We start from the raw sequence: 15,850 nt of genomic DNA on the forward strand, positions 1-15,850 counted from the left end.
AGTCACTCAGTTCATTGATTCCATTTACTTTCATTTTTAAAAATGAAAACAAACAGCTTGCTTTCGCAAATAGTGATTATCAACTCACAAGTGCCCACACAGATTGATTTGGTTAAATTGTTAAAGAGCATTTCTTCTACTTTCAAAGCATTCAATCTTATCAGCGAAGAGGACGGTCATTTTATTCATTTCAGATAAAGTGTCAAGCACTTATTTGAAATGAATGTTGATAACTCATCACACTAACCTTTCCTTCCAACCCCTTACGGGACGGGCTCTCCGTATCAGTGAGGTCGCATTATAGAGAGTTCGATCACATTAGCAAGTACTTTATCTATTTATTCTTAAAATTTGATTCAATTGCATAAATAGGCATCAATATGCTTAGTTATAGTTCACTTTAACGCTAAAAATAGACCACTTAAGGTCTAATTCTATCTATAGCACTGCAAATCATGACCTAAAAAATAGAATCAATAACTAATAATTTAAAATCATTCATTTAGAAGGTGATAATCATACAAAGCACAACATAAGACTCCCTCTTATATATCGGCACTCGTATAATTCATTAAACTTATACTTTTATCGGTCGATACATAGGTTAAATGTCGCTTATATTTTCTCGGAGCAAATAAGCATGAAGTTAAAAACACAATCTTACGTCCTCGCAGCTATTATTTTATGCTCTCTTATATTAATGACAGCAACAGGGCTATGGACATTACGTATTGCTAGCTCTATGGATAATAAATCTCGAGTTACTGAATTATTCCAAACAACCTATAACCTAATTACCAATATGGAAGAAATGGTAAGGCAAGGAAAAATAGAAGAGGATAAAGCCAAAGAGCTCACAATTACAATTTTACGAAACAATATCTATAAAGATAATGAATACGTATATGTTGCAGATAAAGACCTAATGTTCTTAGCTGCTCCTTTAGATCCTCAACTTCATGGTACTAGCTTTCATGAGTTCCGTGATAGTGAAGGAAAAAGTGTTGGCCAAATTTTAGAAAATGCCATAAATCAAAATCCATCAGGCATGGCTGAATATACATGGTCTTTAAAAATGCCAGATGGAAGTATTGATAAAAAGCTTTCTATTGCAGAAAAAACACAAGATTGGAATTGGATTGTAGGCACTGGTATTGGAGAAACAGAAGTTAATTCTCGATTCTGGTCTACAGCTCAATGGCAATTTGGTTTAACCTTTATCATTGCGAGTTTAATTTTTAGCATTCTAATGATTTCTATGAAACGTATGATTTCATTATTAGGTGGCGAACCTAAAGATGTCCACTCTGCAATCCAAACTGTTGCTGCTGGTGAGATTGTTACTCAATTTACAGAAAAAGCACCTGAAGGCAGTATTTATCACGCAGTTCAAACAATGAATTTATCATTAGCAGAGTTAGTTGAACATCTAACTCAAGCAATGCTTGCGTTAAAAGCTGAGTTATCTGATGTTCACTCTAGAGCAGGGACTGCAAGTGAATTGACTGAAAACCAGCACCAATCAACAGAGATGATAGCAGCGGCGATTACTGAGATGGCTTCTTCTGCTAATAATGTAGCAGATTCAGCACAAGAAACAGCCATTACTACAGACGAAGCCGATAAGCGAAGTGTTCGAACTCAAAAATTAATTACTGCGACCGTGTCTAATATAGAAGGACTTGCTGAACAATTAAATACAGCAAGTACTGCGGTTTCTGAATTAGATAGCAATGTGAACAACATTGTTAAGGTTCTTGATGTCATTGGTGATATTGCAGAGCAAACCAACTTACTCGCCTTAAATGCTGCAATTGAAGCCGCTCGAGCTGGTGAACAAGGTCGAGGTTTCGCTGTTGTTGCTGATGAAGTTCGTAATTTAGCGGGAAGAACTCAAGGTAGTACAAAAGAAATACAGTTAATGATTTCAAACTTACAACAAGGCTCTCGTAACGCAATAGCTAGTATGGAGATCTGTGCCGAAACCAGCAAAAGCACCGTATCTGAATCTCAAAATGCCTCCGATGCTCTACAGCAAATTGTTACTGCCCTTGAGTCAATTTCAAGTATGAGTCATCAAATTGCAAGTGCATCTGAAGAACAGAAACACGTAAGTGAAGACATCACTCAACGAGTTAATATGATAGAAGAAAGTGGACAGCAGTTAGCAAGTGTTGTCGCAGAGAGTAAACAAAGTACTCATATCCTAACTGAATTAGCTGATGATTTAGAGACTTGGTTAAACAAATTTCGAGTAAATAGCAACCTAGACAAATAGTGATAATGTAAGATTACTAGAAGCAATAAGAAAGCAGACATTGATTGTCTGCTTTTTTTATAACAAAACCTCTAACCGTAATTTGGATAATACTAATCGTAGTAAATTACTAATTATACCAATCACAGTAAGTAAGTGATCAGAAATAACGCAGGAAAAATGCTTGAGAACAAGGCGAAATTTTATGATAAGTAGTTATTCTACAATCAAAAATTTTAACTAGTTAGGATGATCAGTTATTTACTACGATTGGTATTACGTACTTGATTACAGAAAAGCATAAAAAAAGCCTCGTCATTTCTGACGAGGCTTTTAAATGTGGCTCCCTTTGCTGGACTTGAACCAGCGACATACGGATTAACAGTCCGCCGTTCTACCGACTGAACTAAAAGGGAACAGGTCTTACGTCTCATTAAGAGAATTAATGGTGCCGACTACCGGAGTCGAACTGGTGACCTACTGATTACAAGTCAGTTGCTCTACCTACTGAGCTAAGTCGGCACACTAATTTTTTATTGCTCGTGTTAACGAATATTAAGCACCAACAATTTAATATGGTGCCCGGAGGCGGAATCGAACCACCGACACGAGGATTTTCAATCCTCTGCTCTACCGACTGAGCTATCCGGGCAACGAGGTGTATTAAACGGCTTTTTGCTTCTCTGGTCAACTAATAATTTTAAAAAAAACACCTTTTGGTTGAAATATATTCGCAATGCTTGTTTTTATAACATTTTGATTAAAAAATAACGCTACTTTTAATGGCTTAAGAAACGTTTATTAGTTTTTTACGCAAATAAGCCCTAATCTAAATAAAGGCCGTCCTCTTTAAAATCTGCATACTAAAGAGGAGTCAGCAATTTATCAAAATCAAAAACCAAAAATGTCAGTTAACCAAGCGGCTGGTGTATTTCTCCTTTCACACTCCGCTTTATATTGGCCTTTAATATCCCAAATTGGTATGTTTTCCTTGCCAGAACAATCCGGTTTTAGCGTTTTATTTTCTTGTAAGTCAAAATGAGCTGTCGTTACTTCATTTGGCCACGGTAAATTAAAAGCTTCAGGTGGTCTCATACTTAAATAATCAGCATAAACTCTTAACGCACCACTCGAACCTGTTAATTTCATTGGTTTATTATCGTCTCGACCAAGCCAAGTAATCGCAACTTCTCTCCCATCAATACCTGCATACCAGCTATCTCTTGAGTCATTACTTGTTCCTGTTTTTCCAGCCAATGCTGCCCAGCTGTATTTACTATTTAAAAATCTTGCCGTTCCTTCACTCACCGTTTTTTTCATTCCATAAATAGTCAGCCAAGTCGCTTGCTCTGGAACGACTCGTGACGAACGAGGAAAGTTCTCATAAAGTAATACCCCATCTGTATTCACCACCGCTTTTAATGCCGTAAGAGGCGCTTTTCGTCCACCATTGCCTAACGTTTGGTACATTTGAGCCACTTGATACGGAGATAAACTAATTGAACCAAGTAACATTGATGGTACTTGATTAATCTCTTGAGCATTCACACCAAGTTTAACTAATGTATCTGTCACCTTATTAAGGCCAACCATTAAACCTAAATTAACGGTTGGAACATTTAATGAGCGAGAAAGTGCATAATACAAAGGAACTTGACCTCTAAACTTTCGGTCATAGTTTCTAGGCGTCCATGTTGTCCCTTTGCTGCCTTTTAATGAAATTGGTTTATCATCTAATGTGGTCGCTAGTGAATATTTCTCTGGGCTTTCTAATGCTGATAAATAAATAGCCGGTTTAACTAAAGAGCCAATTGGGCGTTTTGCATTGATCGCTCTATTAAAGCCATCAAATCCCGTTCTGCTGCCACCAATCATAGCTCGGATCTCTCCGCTTTGACGATCGACGATAACCATAGCTGACTCTAAGCCTTTACCTGCTCGTTTTTCTAATTGAGGAACAATTCGTTCCACTGCTTTTTCTGCTTTCTGCTGCGATAATGGATCAAGCGTTGTAAATACCCGTAATCCCTCACCTCTTTGATAAGCCTCTCCTGCTTTTTCTTTTAACTCCCATTTTAATTGTTGGAAATAAGCAGGTTGTCTTGTTGAGATACTTGCACGCTTTTTCACATCCAATGGACGGCTTGCTGCCATTTCATATTGACGAGGAGAAAGGATTTCTTCTTGCATCATCAAACGTAATACTAAATCACGGCGCTCTTTTACGCGTTCAGGAAAGCGCATTGGATTGTAATAGGATGGCCCTTTAACCATACCAACTAACATGGCTAACTGATCAATTCTTAATTCTTCTATTGGGCGGCCAAAATACACTTGCGCTGCTAACCCAAAACCATGAATAGCCTCTCCACCTGTTTGCCCTAAATAAACTTCATTTAAATACGCTTCTAATATTCTATCTTTGCTATAGCGATAATCTAAAATCAACGCAATATAAGCCTCACGAACCTTGCGCCATAATGTTCTTTCACGAGATAAGAATAAGTTCTTTGCCAACTGCTGAGTTAATGTACTCCCCCCTTGAACCGTTCTACCTGCTTTGGCATTAACCACCATTGCACGAGCTATCGCTAGTGGTGATACACCATCATGCTGATAAAAGTCTCTGTCTTCCGTCGCTAATAATGCATCGACCATCACCTCTGGAAATTGTTCTCTGCGTAAAAATAGACGCTGCTGATCATCGTCCGCATCTAACATTCCTAAAAATTGAGGTTCTATTTGCAAAAAGCCCATTTGTTTTTTTGCCGTACGATTTTCAATCTTCTGTAGTCCATCTGAATTAAAATAAAGCATGACATGGCGATCTGGCTCGGGTCCTTGTTGGAATTCAAATGGACGACGGATCAACTCTATTTTAGTTGATGATGAAGAGTACTCTCCTGAACGTTGGGGCTGACGAACTTTCTGGTACTTTAATAAATCCAGTTCTTTTTTAACTGTTTCCAAACTGATATTTTGCCCTGGAGCCAATGTCAGAACCCGGCTATATACTACGGTGGGCAAAGTAAATAATTGACCATCAAAGCGATTCTTAACCACGGTATCCAAATAAATCCCAGCAATAACAAGAATCGCTAATACAACAAGGCTTAGTTTAAAACCTAGTATCATTAACCCCTTCCAAAAAGAACGAGGCGACTTGGCTTTTTTCTTACTTGCCGATTTTCTTTTTGCTGGTGTTTTTTTCTTTGTCACCGTTTTTTTAGGTGCGGTTTTCGCTGGTGCTTTTTTCTTTTCAGCCATGAGAGTTCTTTTCAAGTTAGAGAATTAATTAAAGTGACGCTTTGTTTTTTTCGTTGCTTGATGATTCGCAGGGTCATCCGGCCAAATATGTTTTGGGTAACGTCCTTTCATTTCTTTTTGTACTTCTTTGTACGACCCTTTCCAAAAACCAGCTAAGTCACTGGTTGTTTGTAATGGCCTTTGAGCTGGGGATAATAATTCCATTACCAATTTTTTTGTTCCTTGCGCTAATAATGGCGTTTGCGCTTCACCATACACCTCTTGCATTCTTACTGAAATCTTAGGTTCCGATTGCAATTGATAATTGATCTTTGCTTTTGTGCCTGTTGGTAACAAATAATACGCTGGCAAATATTCATTAATAAGTTTCATCGCATCCCACCCCACATAGGCTTCTAATGCGTTAGTAAGGTTAATGCTCTTAAGTTGCTTATCATTTTTAATACCATTCATAAATGGCAATAACCACAGTTCTGCACTCTCAAGTAACTGCGCTTCACTCATCGCAGGAAGAGGTATCTCTGGTAACCATTCTTCACAGCACAACAAGCGAGAATGCAAAGCCTGTACTTCTTTATTCCAATCTAGGTTCTCTATTCCTTTTCCCTTGAGCATATTAAGCAATGCCAACGAAATTTTGTCAGGGTCTGGTGAACTCATTCGCTCTTTTTGCAGAATGACTCGCCCTAAATACGTACGTTTTTCAGCGACTATCCTTCCCGACTTCTCATCCCAATCCACATACTCTTTTTCTATAATTAAATGAGAAACAGCACTGAACAAAGATGATTTAGATAAGGATGCCGCAAGAAAAACATAACTGCGATTTTGACTGCCTTTTAGTAAGTCCACCACTACTAAATAATCGCTTTGTGCTATCGATTCAATTTCATCAACTTGCACACCATGGCCATTCGATAATTGAAATTGACCTAGAGTTCCTTTTGCTACCGCTAATCTATCAGGAAAACCTAATGCTAATACCTCACCAATAAAATCAATTGAAACCTGAGTTATGTCTGCCTTTACAGATAAAGTGCGAGCCAGTCGCTGAACTCTTTGTTGATACTCTGTCTGTTTTGGGTAGCGACCTTCAAGAAATAAGGAAAGATGAAAGCTAAGATCTTTTGATTGTACTGATTTAGCAGGCTCTTCTATGATTGGTAACATAAATAAGGCTGTTTGCAGATGTGAAGCTGATTGAGTGCTAGCTTGTAATAATGCAGCAGCAAGGCGAGGCTCTATATTCAATTGCTGTGATTTTTCCCCCAATATAGAAAGCTGACCTTGCTTATCAATCAAGTCTAATTGAGATAATAAAGACCGAGCTTGTTGAATATTGCCATCAGGTGGCGGGGTTAACCATTGCAGATCCAACGGGTTGATAACTCCCCACTTTGTTAACTCCAAAACCAAAGATGAAAGATCAGAAGATTCTATCTCAGGTATTTGGACTTGGGGCTGCTGTTGATATTGAGCTTCAGTGTATAAACGAATACATACCCCGGGTTCCAATCGTCCTGCTCGTCCTTTTCTTTGCTCAGCAGATGATTGAGCTATTCGTTTTTTCTCTAGCTTAGTGATCCCTGTTTTTGCATCAAACGTTGCTTTTTGTTCATAGCCACTATCAATAACAATGCGGATCCCTTCAATAGTTAAACTGGTTTCAGCAACGTTGGTTGCGAGAACTATTTTTCGCTCGCCTTTCAATGCTGGTTTTAATGCTAATTGCTGCTTTTTTGTATCGAGCTGACCATATAAAGGCCTAATGACAATATCAGAAGAAAGATCATTTAATCTCTCTTCCAACTGTTTTATTTCACCTACTCCAGACAAAAATACCAGTATTGAACCTGTTTCATTTAATAATGTTTTGCGAATGGCTTGCTCAGTTGCCTCAACAATTCGTTGGTTTGTTTTAAGAGGGGTATAAGACGTTGTCACCGGAAACATTCGTCCATCTGACTCTACATACGCAGCTCTTGGCAATAACGTCTGTAATGCCAATTGATCTAAGGTGGCAGACATAATTAATAACTTAAGATCATCTCTTAGCGCTTCTTGCACTTCCAAGGCAAAAGCTAATGAAGTATCAGCATGAATACTTCGCTCGTGATATTCATCAAAAATCAATAATCCAACACCTGACAATTCAGGATCTGATTGGATCATTCGAGTCATCACACCTTCCGTCACAATTTCCAATCGAGTTTGAGGGCTAACTTTAGTTTCACCTTTGATTCGAAACCCAACTTGCTCACCGACTTTCTCACCTAATTGAGATGCTAAGTAACTCGCGATATTACGAGCTGCCAACCGTCTTGGCTCTAACATTATTATTTTGCCATTAATCACTTGTTCTTTTAATAGCATTAAAGGCAGATGTGTCGACTTACCTGCGCCTGTCGATGCTTTTAAAATGAGTTGAGAATGGTTCTGTAATTTCTCAATCAGTGATGGGATCACTCTTTCAATCGGTAACTGTGACAATGGGTTCGCCTTATGGCATTATCTTGAATTAAACCATTGTACAAAAAAACAGTAGTTAAATGAAATTTGAACCTAAATTAGAATCTGGAATATTAATAAAACGCTATAAACGCTTTTTAACAGACATAGAATTACCAGATAAAAGTGAACGAACTATCCATTGCGCCAACACAGGAGCAATGACTGGCTGTGCAACGCCTGGCAATACGGTGTTTTTTTCAACATCTAGTAACCTAAAACGTAAATACCCTAATAGTTGGGAGCTCAGCGTCACAGAAAGTAATCACATAATATGCGTTAATACTATTCGAGCAAATCAATTGGTGGTTGAAGCCATTAACAATAAAAGCATTGATGAGTTAAATGAGTACACTACACTTAAAACGGAAGTGAAATACGGCTCAGAAAATAGCCGAATTGATATCCTACTTAGTGAAGATTCACTGCCTGACTGCTATATTGAAGTAAAGAGCGTTACGTTATTGGGAGACCAAGGCCAAGGATTCTTTCCTGATGCCGTCACAACCCGAGGTCAAAAACACTTACGAGAGCTGAGTGAAATCGCCCTAAATGGAAAAAAAGCAGTATTATTTTTCGCTGTTTTACATTCAGGCATTGAAAAAGTCTCAATCGCACACCATATAGACCATCAATATTATTCTTTATTATTAGATGCGATTGAAAGTGGGGTTACCGTTCTCTGCTACCAAGCAGAGATGTCATCAAAAGAGATGAAGATCGTACGCAAGCTACCTTTTTATATTTAGCTGCTTTATTTAGCAATGCTTACATTCTTTTTAAAAAAAGTGCTACGTTCTTGCTACTGGATCTCAATTGATGAAATCAATATTTGATTGCCTCTTTTCTTTCTGTTATAGATAGCGCCCTCATTTGGCTAGTGAGAGTCAAAGACGTTTAGGAGAAGCTGTAATGCCAGAGAGCAATACAAAAAGAACGCTAGGTATTCTAGCTATCGCTGGTGTTGAACCTTACCAGGAAAAAGCAGGTGAAGAGTACATGGGCCCAGCCCAAATTGAGCACTTTACGAAGATTCTAGCAGCTTGGCGCAATCAACTTAGAGAAGAAGTTGAACGCACAGTAAATCACATGAAAGACGAAGCTGCGAATTTCCCAGATCCTGTGGATCGCGCTGCTCAAGAAGAAGAATTTAGTTTAGAACTGCGTAACCGTGACCGTGAACGCCGTCTAATTAAAAAAATTGAAAAAACACTAAACAAGATTGAAGACGAAGACTTCGGATTCTGTGATTCTTGTGGTGTTGAAATCGGTATTCGTCGCTTAGAAGCGCGTCCAACCGCAGATCTTTGTATTGACTGTAAAACACTTGCAGAAATCAAAGAAAAGCAAATGGCTGGCTAATACCAATCAATATAATAAAAAGGGAGCACTGGCTCCCTTTTTTACGTTTATACAGTGAATGTCTATGACTACTCAATACATAGGTCGCTTTGCTCCATCCCCATCTGGTCCACTGCATTTTGGTTCCCTTGTTGCAGCTTTAGGGAGCTACTTACAAGCGAAATCACAGCAAGGAAAATGGCTGGTTCGCATTGAGGATTTAGACCCACCGCGTGAGATACCTGGTGCCTCCTCTTTGATCATTCAAACCTTAGAAGATTACGGTTTTGAATGGGATGATGAGATTGTGTATCAAAGCCAACGTCACGCTATGTATCAATATCAAATTAACCAATGGATTGATAACGGTGATGCGTATTCTTGCCAGTGTACTCGAAAACAAATAAAAGAAGCTGGCGGATTTTATTTAGGCCACTGTAGATATAAACACCTTTCAGAAAATAACGCGTCTGTACGCTTAGTAATGCAGCATCCTGTTGAGTCATTTTATGATATAAAGCACGGGATGATTCAAATACCAGCACAATTGGCTCAAGAAGACTTTATTATTAAACGCAGAGATGGATTATTTGCCTATAATCTTGCAGTGGTCTTAGATGATATTGACCAAGGTGTGACTGAAGTGGTTCGTGGCGCTGATTTAATAGAGCCCACAGGACGCCAAATTTCGCTTTATCGCCAATTAGGAGTAAAAGAAGTTAGCTACCTTCACTTACCCCTTGCTGTTGATGAGCTAGGAAACAAATTATCAAAACAAAACTATGCTCCTGCAATTGATAACACAAATCCAATTCCAACCTTACTTGAAGCGTTGTGTTTTTTAGGGTTTGTCTTACCAAAGGACATAGAAACCGCCACATTGAATGAAATTTTTCAATGGGCAATCAAAAATTGGCAACTAAAACAGCTCCCAACTGGGCTCGAGATCACTACCCCATTCTCAAAACCCACAATTTAAGCTATGATGTGCGCCTATTTTTGACTGCTCACTTGAATATCGAGGTTATTATCTTTAATCAAGTTGCCCGTTTTTGCCGTAATTTACTCAAAAACAACAGTGATATTTGCTCTACAGAGGATTTGAAACTGAACGTTATCACACGCCAAGAACATAATATTTCACGTAAAGATCTTAGTGATAATGCACTAAAAGTTCTTTACCGCTTAAGTAATGCGGGATACGACGCTTATCTCGTAGGTGGAGGGGTGCGCGACATTCTTCTAGGTCAAGAACCTAAAGACTTTGATATCGCCACTAACGCAACGCCAGAGCAGATCAAAAAATTATTTCGTAATTGTCGCTTAATTGGTCGTCGATTCCGTCTCGCTCATATTCTATTTGGTAGAGATGTCATTGAAGTGGCAACCTTCCGTGGTCACCACAAAGAAGAAGAGTCCGAGAAGAAAAATATCTCAGCTCAGTCTAAAGAAGGCATGCTGCTGCGTGATAATGTTTATGGCACAGTAGAAGAAGACGCTCAACGCCGCGACTTCACCATTAATGCCATGTATTATAATATTGCCGATTATTCGATTCATGATTACGCCAATGGTATTGAAGATTTAAATAATAATCTGGTACGTTTAATTGGTGATCCTGAAACGCGTTATCGTGAAGACCCTGTTCGTATGCTTCGAGCTGTGCGTTTTGCTGCTAAGTTAGACATGACTATTTGTGATAAAACGGTAGAGCCAATTGTAGAGTTATCTCCGCTTTTAAGAGATATTCCTGCCGCTCGACTGTTTGAAGAGTCATTAAAACTGCTGCAAGCCGGTAAAGGATTAAATACTTACTATTTATTACGTGAATTGAATTTATTTCAACAATTGTTTCCAGCACTGACGCCTTTCTTAACAGAAGAAGGTAATAGCCCTACTGAGCAAATGATTGAATTAGTTCTGCACTCAACAGACAAACGTATTAATAGCGGTAAGCGTGTAAACCCAGCCTTTATGTTTGCGGCAATGCTTTGGTACCCCCTCACGGCTAAAGCCCAAGAAATTCAGGATGAAAATCCAAAGTATGATCACTACGAATCCATTATGGAAGCGGCTAATATCATGCTTGATATTCAAGTTAAAAGTACCGCAATCCCTCGTCGATTAACGGCGACTATCCGTGATATTTGGCAACTTCAGCTTCGCTTACCTCGTCGAAATGGCAAGCGCGCGTTCGTACTTATCGAACAACAAAAATTCCGTGCTGCTTATGATTTCCTTGAAATGCGCGGAAAAGTAGAAGGTGGTGAAATAAAAACACTTTCGGATTGGTGGACAGAGTTCCAAGATGCACCTGCACCGCACCGTAATAATATGGTCCAAAACCTTCATGGTGGCCGCTCTACAGGGACTCGTAAGCGTCGTAGCCCATATCGTAAGAAAAAACGTGCGAATAACGATTCATGATCAAAGTAATTATTGCGATTGGGAGTAATCTTGGAGACCCCGTAGCTCAAGCTAAAGTGGCAATCAATGCATTGCATCAGCTTCCGGACTCCAACGTAACAGCCGTATCCTCACTTTACAGCAGTTCACCAATGGGCCCTCAAGATCAACCAGATTACATTAATGCGGTTGTTGAGATTGAGACCAACCTTGCTCCAATGGAATTATTGGAACTCACTCAAAAGATTGAGCTTGAGCAAGGCCGTGTGCGTAAAGAAGAGCGCTGGGGACCAAGAACTTTAGATCTTGATATTATTTTATTTGGCGATCAAACGATCGACAATGAGCGATTAACTGTGCCTCACTATGGCATGAAAGAACGTGAATTTGTTCTTTATCCGCTCGCTGAACTTTATAATGATTTAACTTTACCTGATGGCACAACCCTCTCTCAGTTATTAAACACTGTAGATAGAAATGGTTTGTCCATTTGGGAAGATTAATCGCTTCTAGTAAGGATGTTTTATGAAAAAAATCTCTATTCATGACTTAATGAAGTGGAAGCAAGAAGGCAAAAAATTTGCCACTGTTACAGCATATGATGCTAGCTTCGCACAACTATTTGAACAGCAAGAAGTCCCTGTTCTATTAGTCGGTGATTCATTAGGTATGGTTTTACAAGGCAAGAGTGATACTTTGCCTGTAACAACTGAAGAGATCGCTTACCATACTCGTTGTGTGCGTGCAGGTAGTCCAAACAGTCTATTAATGGCTGACATGCCATTCATGAGCTACGCTACTCCTGAGCAAGCGTGTGAAAATGCAGGCAAGCTAATGCAAGCGGGCGCTAACATGGTGAAGATTGAAGGTGACGCTTGGATCGCTGAAACCATTCGTATCCTTGCTGAACGCGCAGTACCAGTTTGTGCACACCTTGGTTTAACTCCTCAATCGGTTAATATTTTTGGTGGGTTCCGCATTCAAGGCCGTGATGAAGCAAAAGCTGAACAAATGGTAAAAGACGCACTAACACTTGAAGCCGCTGGCGCTCAAATTATTCTACTAGAATGTGTTCCTGCTTCTCTTGCTGAACGCATTACAAAAGCATGTACTGTTCCTGTTATTGGTATTGGTGCAGGTAATGTTACGGATGGTCAAATCCTAGTAATGCATGACATGTTTGGTATTTCTGCTAACTATATGCCTAAATTCTCTAAAAACTTTTTAGCGGAAACCGGTGATATGCGTGAAGCGGTCACCAAGTATATTCAAGATGTTGAGCAAGGTGTCTTCCCTGCTGCTGAACATACATTTAATTAAGGAAACGTAATGGACATTTTTTCTGAAATTTTACCATTACGCGAGCAGATCAAAGCTTGGAAACGCGAAGGCAAGCGTATCGCTTTCGTTCCAACAATGGGAAACCTGCACGAAGGTCATTTAACACTGATCCGCACTGCTCGCGAGCATGCTGATATTGTTGTTGCTAGTATTTTTGTTAACCCGATGCAATTTAACAATGCTGATGATCTAACAAATTACCCAAGAACATTAGATGAAGACGTTGAAAAACTCACATCTGAAAAGGTTGATCTTGTCTTTACTCCAACGCCAGAGATCATGTACCCAGAAGGGTTAGATAAACAAACGACTGTTGATGTCCCGGTTATCTCTACCATTTTGGAAGGCGCTTCTCGCCCTGGTCACTTTAGAGGCGTATCAACGGTTGTTAATAAGCTCTTCAACATTGTTCAGCCTGATGTTGCTTGCTTTGGTGAGAAAGATTTCCAGCAACTTGCGCTTATTCGTCAAATGGTCATTGATATGGCCTTAGATATCGAGATTGTTGGTGTTGCAACAGTACGTGAAGCTGATAGCTTAGCAATGAGCTCTCGCAATAACCTGCTGACATTAAATGAGCGTCAGCGAGCGCCTGTTTTAGCTCGCACTATGCGTTGGATCAGCAGCCAAATGCGTGGTGGTCGTAATGATTATCTATCCCTAATTGAAGACGCTAGTGATCAACTACGTGCAGCAGATTTACAGCCTGATGAAATCTTCATTCGTGATGCAAGAACGCTGCAAGAGCCGACAGAAGAGACAACTCAAGCTGTTATCCTTATGGCAGCCTTCCTTGGTCAAGTCCGCTTGATTGATAACTTAGTGGTTGAACTTCATATTGCAGCAAGCGAAGAAGACACTGAAGAATAATACCAATGTAACGAATTAGATGTTCATTAATAGCATTAGTATGATTAACGACTAAACAAAAGGGCAGATGATCGCTGATCGTCTGCCCTTTTTTATTGTCCTGTCCTGACACTAATATTAGCTTCTAAGGCCAGTACCTTTAGAGATTAAGTGCAGAGCCACGGCATAAAGCACCACAATAAATGCCGCTAATACCGCAAATGCAGTACCAATACCGACATCAGATACACCTAAAAAACCATAACGAAATGCATTTACCATATAAACAATCGGGTTTAATTTAGAGACCCCTTGCCAGAATTCAGGCAACAAACTAATCGAATAAAATACCCCACCTAAATACGTTAATGGCGTTAAAATAAACGTCGGAATAATACTGATATCATCAAAGGTTCTAGCAAAAACCGCATTAATCAATCCACCTAAAGAGAATACAATCGATGTCATTAATACTGTCAGTATAATCACACCAAAATGCGCAATTTGAATATCAACAAAAAACAGAGACACGCAAGTCACTAACGCACCAACCAATAAACCTCGAACAACACCACCACCAACAAAACCAGCGATAATAATGTAATTAGGTACAGGAGCGACAAGTAACTCCTCTATGTTTTTTTGGAACTTAGCACTAAAGAACGAAGAAGCCACATTCGAGTAAGAGTTAGTGATAACAGACATCATTATCAAACCTGGAACAATATATTCCATATAACTAAAGCCACTCATTTCACCAATACGTGAACCAATCAAATTACCAAAAATGATAAAATATAACGTCATGGTAATGGCTGGTGGAACCAGTGTTTGCACCCAAATACGTGTGAATCGGTTTATCTCTTTAGATATAAGGCTTTTAAATGCTGTCCAATATAAGTTCATCATTATTTAGCTTCCCCTGAACGAACAATACTGACAAATAACTCTTCTAATCGATTCGCTTTATTTCGCATAGAAAGTACATTTACCCCTTGATGGTTTAATTGTTCAAAAAGGTAATTAAGCCCTTGTGATTTATCTATTTCAACCTCAATCGAACCTTCTTTACTGCTTGTGATTTTAGCGCCTTCCAACTGAGGTGTTGGGCTATTTTCTGCCAAATCTAAGATAAAAGTTTCAACCTGAAGTTTATTTAATAATCGTTTCATCGATGTATTTTCGATGACTTCACCTTTATTAATAATTCCAATATTTCGACACAGCATCTCAGCTTCTTCAAGATAATGTGTAGTAAGAATAATCGTCACACCTTGCTCATTAATTTGCTTTAAGAACTCCCACATTGAGCGACGTAGTTCAATATCAACACCGGCTGTAGGTTCATCAAGGATCAATAACTTAGGTTCATGCATTAAGGCTCTAGCGATCATCAAACGGCGTTTCATACCACCTGATAAATTACGTGCGCGATCATTTCTCTTTTCCCACAGATCTAACTGAGTTAGGTATTTTTGTGCTCTCTCTTTTGCCAATGAGCGAGAAACACCATAATAGCCTGCTTGTTGTATTACTATCTGCAGCACGGTTTCAAATGGGTTAAAATTAAACTCCTGAGGAACCAAACCGATTTGCTGTTTAGCCTGAACAAGATGAGTATCTATATCATAACCAAACACTTTAACTCGGCCAGAGGTTTTATTAACAAGTGAACTAATTACCCCAATGGTTGTTGATTTACCGGCCCCATTAGGTCCCAGTAGTGCGTAAAAATCACCTTGCTCTACGGTTAAATCCACGCCTTTGAGCGCTTCAAAACCACCGGCATATGTTTTTCGTAATTGTTCTATCTCTAATGCATACATATGTTTATTCATCACCTAGATTAAGCATCTATTATTCAAGTTAGCTTATCGTTGA

General features: G+C 39.1%; 12 protein-coding genes and 3 tRNA genes. 8 read left to right on the plus strand and 7 right to left on the minus strand.

Features of this window, described 5'->3' with window-relative positions; all coding sequences use genetic code 11:
- The first annotated feature begins 640 nt into the window (after nucleotides 1-640).
- Nucleotides 641-2,278 (plus strand): methyl-accepting chemotaxis protein, encoded by a 1,638-nt coding sequence (locus PVK70_RS05355; protein ID WP_130049460.1) that lies wholly within the window; start codon nucleotides 641-643, stop codon nucleotides 2,276-2,278.
- A 319-nt stretch (nucleotides 2,279-2,597) separates the two neighbouring features.
- Here PVK70_RS05355 and PVK70_RS05360 read toward each other — a convergent pair.
- From PVK70_RS05360 to hrpB, 5 genes are all read right to left on the minus strand, one after another.
- A tRNA-Asn gene (locus tag PVK70_RS05360) sits at nucleotides 2,598-2,673 on the minus strand.
- Nucleotides 2,674-2,703: 30 nt separating this feature from the next.
- A tRNA-Thr gene (locus PVK70_RS05365) sits at nucleotides 2,704-2,779 on the minus strand.
- Between the two features lie 54 nt (nucleotides 2,780-2,833).
- Nucleotides 2,834-2,909: transfer RNA gene (locus tag PVK70_RS05370), tRNA-Phe, on the minus strand.
- A gap of 239 nt (nucleotides 2,910-3,148) precedes the next feature.
- On the minus strand, nucleotides 3,149-5,524 hold the full coding sequence (mrcB, locus tag PVK70_RS05375; protein WP_130047103.1) for a penicillin-binding protein 1B: 2,376 nt from the start codon (nucleotides 5,522-5,524) through the stop codon (nucleotides 3,149-3,151).
- A gap of 24 nt (nucleotides 5,525-5,548) precedes the next feature.
- Nucleotides 5,549-8,014, minus strand: a complete 2,466-nt coding sequence (gene hrpB, locus PVK70_RS05380; protein ID WP_130047104.1) for an ATP-dependent helicase HrpB — start codon at nucleotides 8,012-8,014, stop codon at nucleotides 5,549-5,551.
- A gap of 59 nt (nucleotides 8,015-8,073) precedes the next feature.
- Here hrpB and sfsA point away from each other — a divergent pair, with 59 nt between their 5' ends.
- The 7 genes from sfsA to panC all read left to right on the plus strand — a co-directional run bounded on the left by sfsA (nucleotide 8,074) and on the right by panC (nucleotide 13,990).
- A complete protein-coding gene (gene sfsA, locus PVK70_RS05385) occupies nucleotides 8,074-8,781 on the plus strand; it encodes a DNA/RNA nuclease SfsA (RefSeq protein ID WP_130047105.1) in 708 nt (235 codons plus the stop codon).
- A 163-nt stretch (nucleotides 8,782-8,944) separates the two neighbouring features.
- The gene (gene dksA / locus PVK70_RS05390; RefSeq protein WP_130047106.1) at nucleotides 8,945-9,394 is read left to right on the plus strand and encodes an RNA polymerase-binding protein DksA; all 450 of its coding nucleotides are present in this window, start codon (nucleotides 8,945-8,947) and stop codon (nucleotides 9,392-9,394) included.
- 64 nt (nucleotides 9,395-9,458) lie between these two features.
- Entirely contained in the window at nucleotides 9,459-10,352 is an 894-nt protein-coding gene (gene gluQRS, locus PVK70_RS05395) for a tRNA glutamyl-Q(34) synthetase GluQRS (protein WP_130046430.1), read from the plus strand.
- A 122-nt stretch (nucleotides 10,353-10,474) separates the two neighbouring features.
- Nucleotides 10,475-11,800 (plus strand): polynucleotide adenylyltransferase PcnB, encoded by a 1,326-nt coding sequence (pcnB, locus tag PVK70_RS05400; RefSeq protein ID WP_165367125.1) that lies wholly within the window; start codon nucleotides 10,475-10,477, stop codon nucleotides 11,798-11,800.
- Nucleotides 11,797-12,282: a 2-amino-4-hydroxy-6-hydroxymethyldihydropteridine diphosphokinase gene (folK, locus tag PVK70_RS05405; protein ID WP_130047107.1), complete on the plus strand. Its 486-nt coding sequence runs from the start codon at nucleotides 11,797-11,799 to the stop codon at nucleotides 12,280-12,282. Before pcnB ends, folK begins: the two co-directional genes overlap by 4 nt.
- Nucleotides 12,283-12,304: 22 nt before the next feature.
- A complete protein-coding gene (panB, locus tag PVK70_RS05410; protein WP_130046428.1) occupies nucleotides 12,305-13,099 on the plus strand; it encodes a 3-methyl-2-oxobutanoate hydroxymethyltransferase in 795 nt (264 codons plus the stop codon).
- Between the two features lie 9 nt (nucleotides 13,100-13,108).
- Nucleotides 13,109-13,990, plus strand: a complete 882-nt coding sequence (gene panC / locus PVK70_RS05415) for a pantoate--beta-alanine ligase (RefSeq protein ID WP_130046427.1) — start codon at nucleotides 13,109-13,111, stop codon at nucleotides 13,988-13,990.
- A gap of 117 nt (nucleotides 13,991-14,107) precedes the next feature.
- On the opposite strand, the gene PVK70_RS05420 is transcribed toward panC, so the two are convergent.
- Together PVK70_RS05420 and PVK70_RS05425 are read right to left on the minus strand one after the other, a co-directional pair.
- Nucleotides 14,108-14,878: an ABC transporter permease gene (locus tag PVK70_RS05420; protein WP_130046426.1), complete on the minus strand. Its 771-nt coding sequence runs from the start codon at nucleotides 14,876-14,878 to the stop codon at nucleotides 14,108-14,110.
- The gene (locus PVK70_RS05425) at nucleotides 14,878-15,795 is read right to left on the minus strand and encodes an ABC transporter ATP-binding protein (protein ID WP_130047197.1); all 918 of its coding nucleotides are present in this window, start codon (nucleotides 15,793-15,795) and stop codon (nucleotides 14,878-14,880) included. The genes PVK70_RS05420 and PVK70_RS05425 overlap by 1 nt, the downstream gene beginning before the upstream one ends.
- Nucleotides 15,796-15,850: the final 55 nt, after the last annotated feature.

It is taken from the genome of Aliivibrio sp. A6, assembly GCF_028765505.1.
GTDB classification, from domain to species: Bacteria; Pseudomonadota; Gammaproteobacteria; order Enterobacterales; family Vibrionaceae; genus Aliivibrio; species Aliivibrio finisterrensis_A.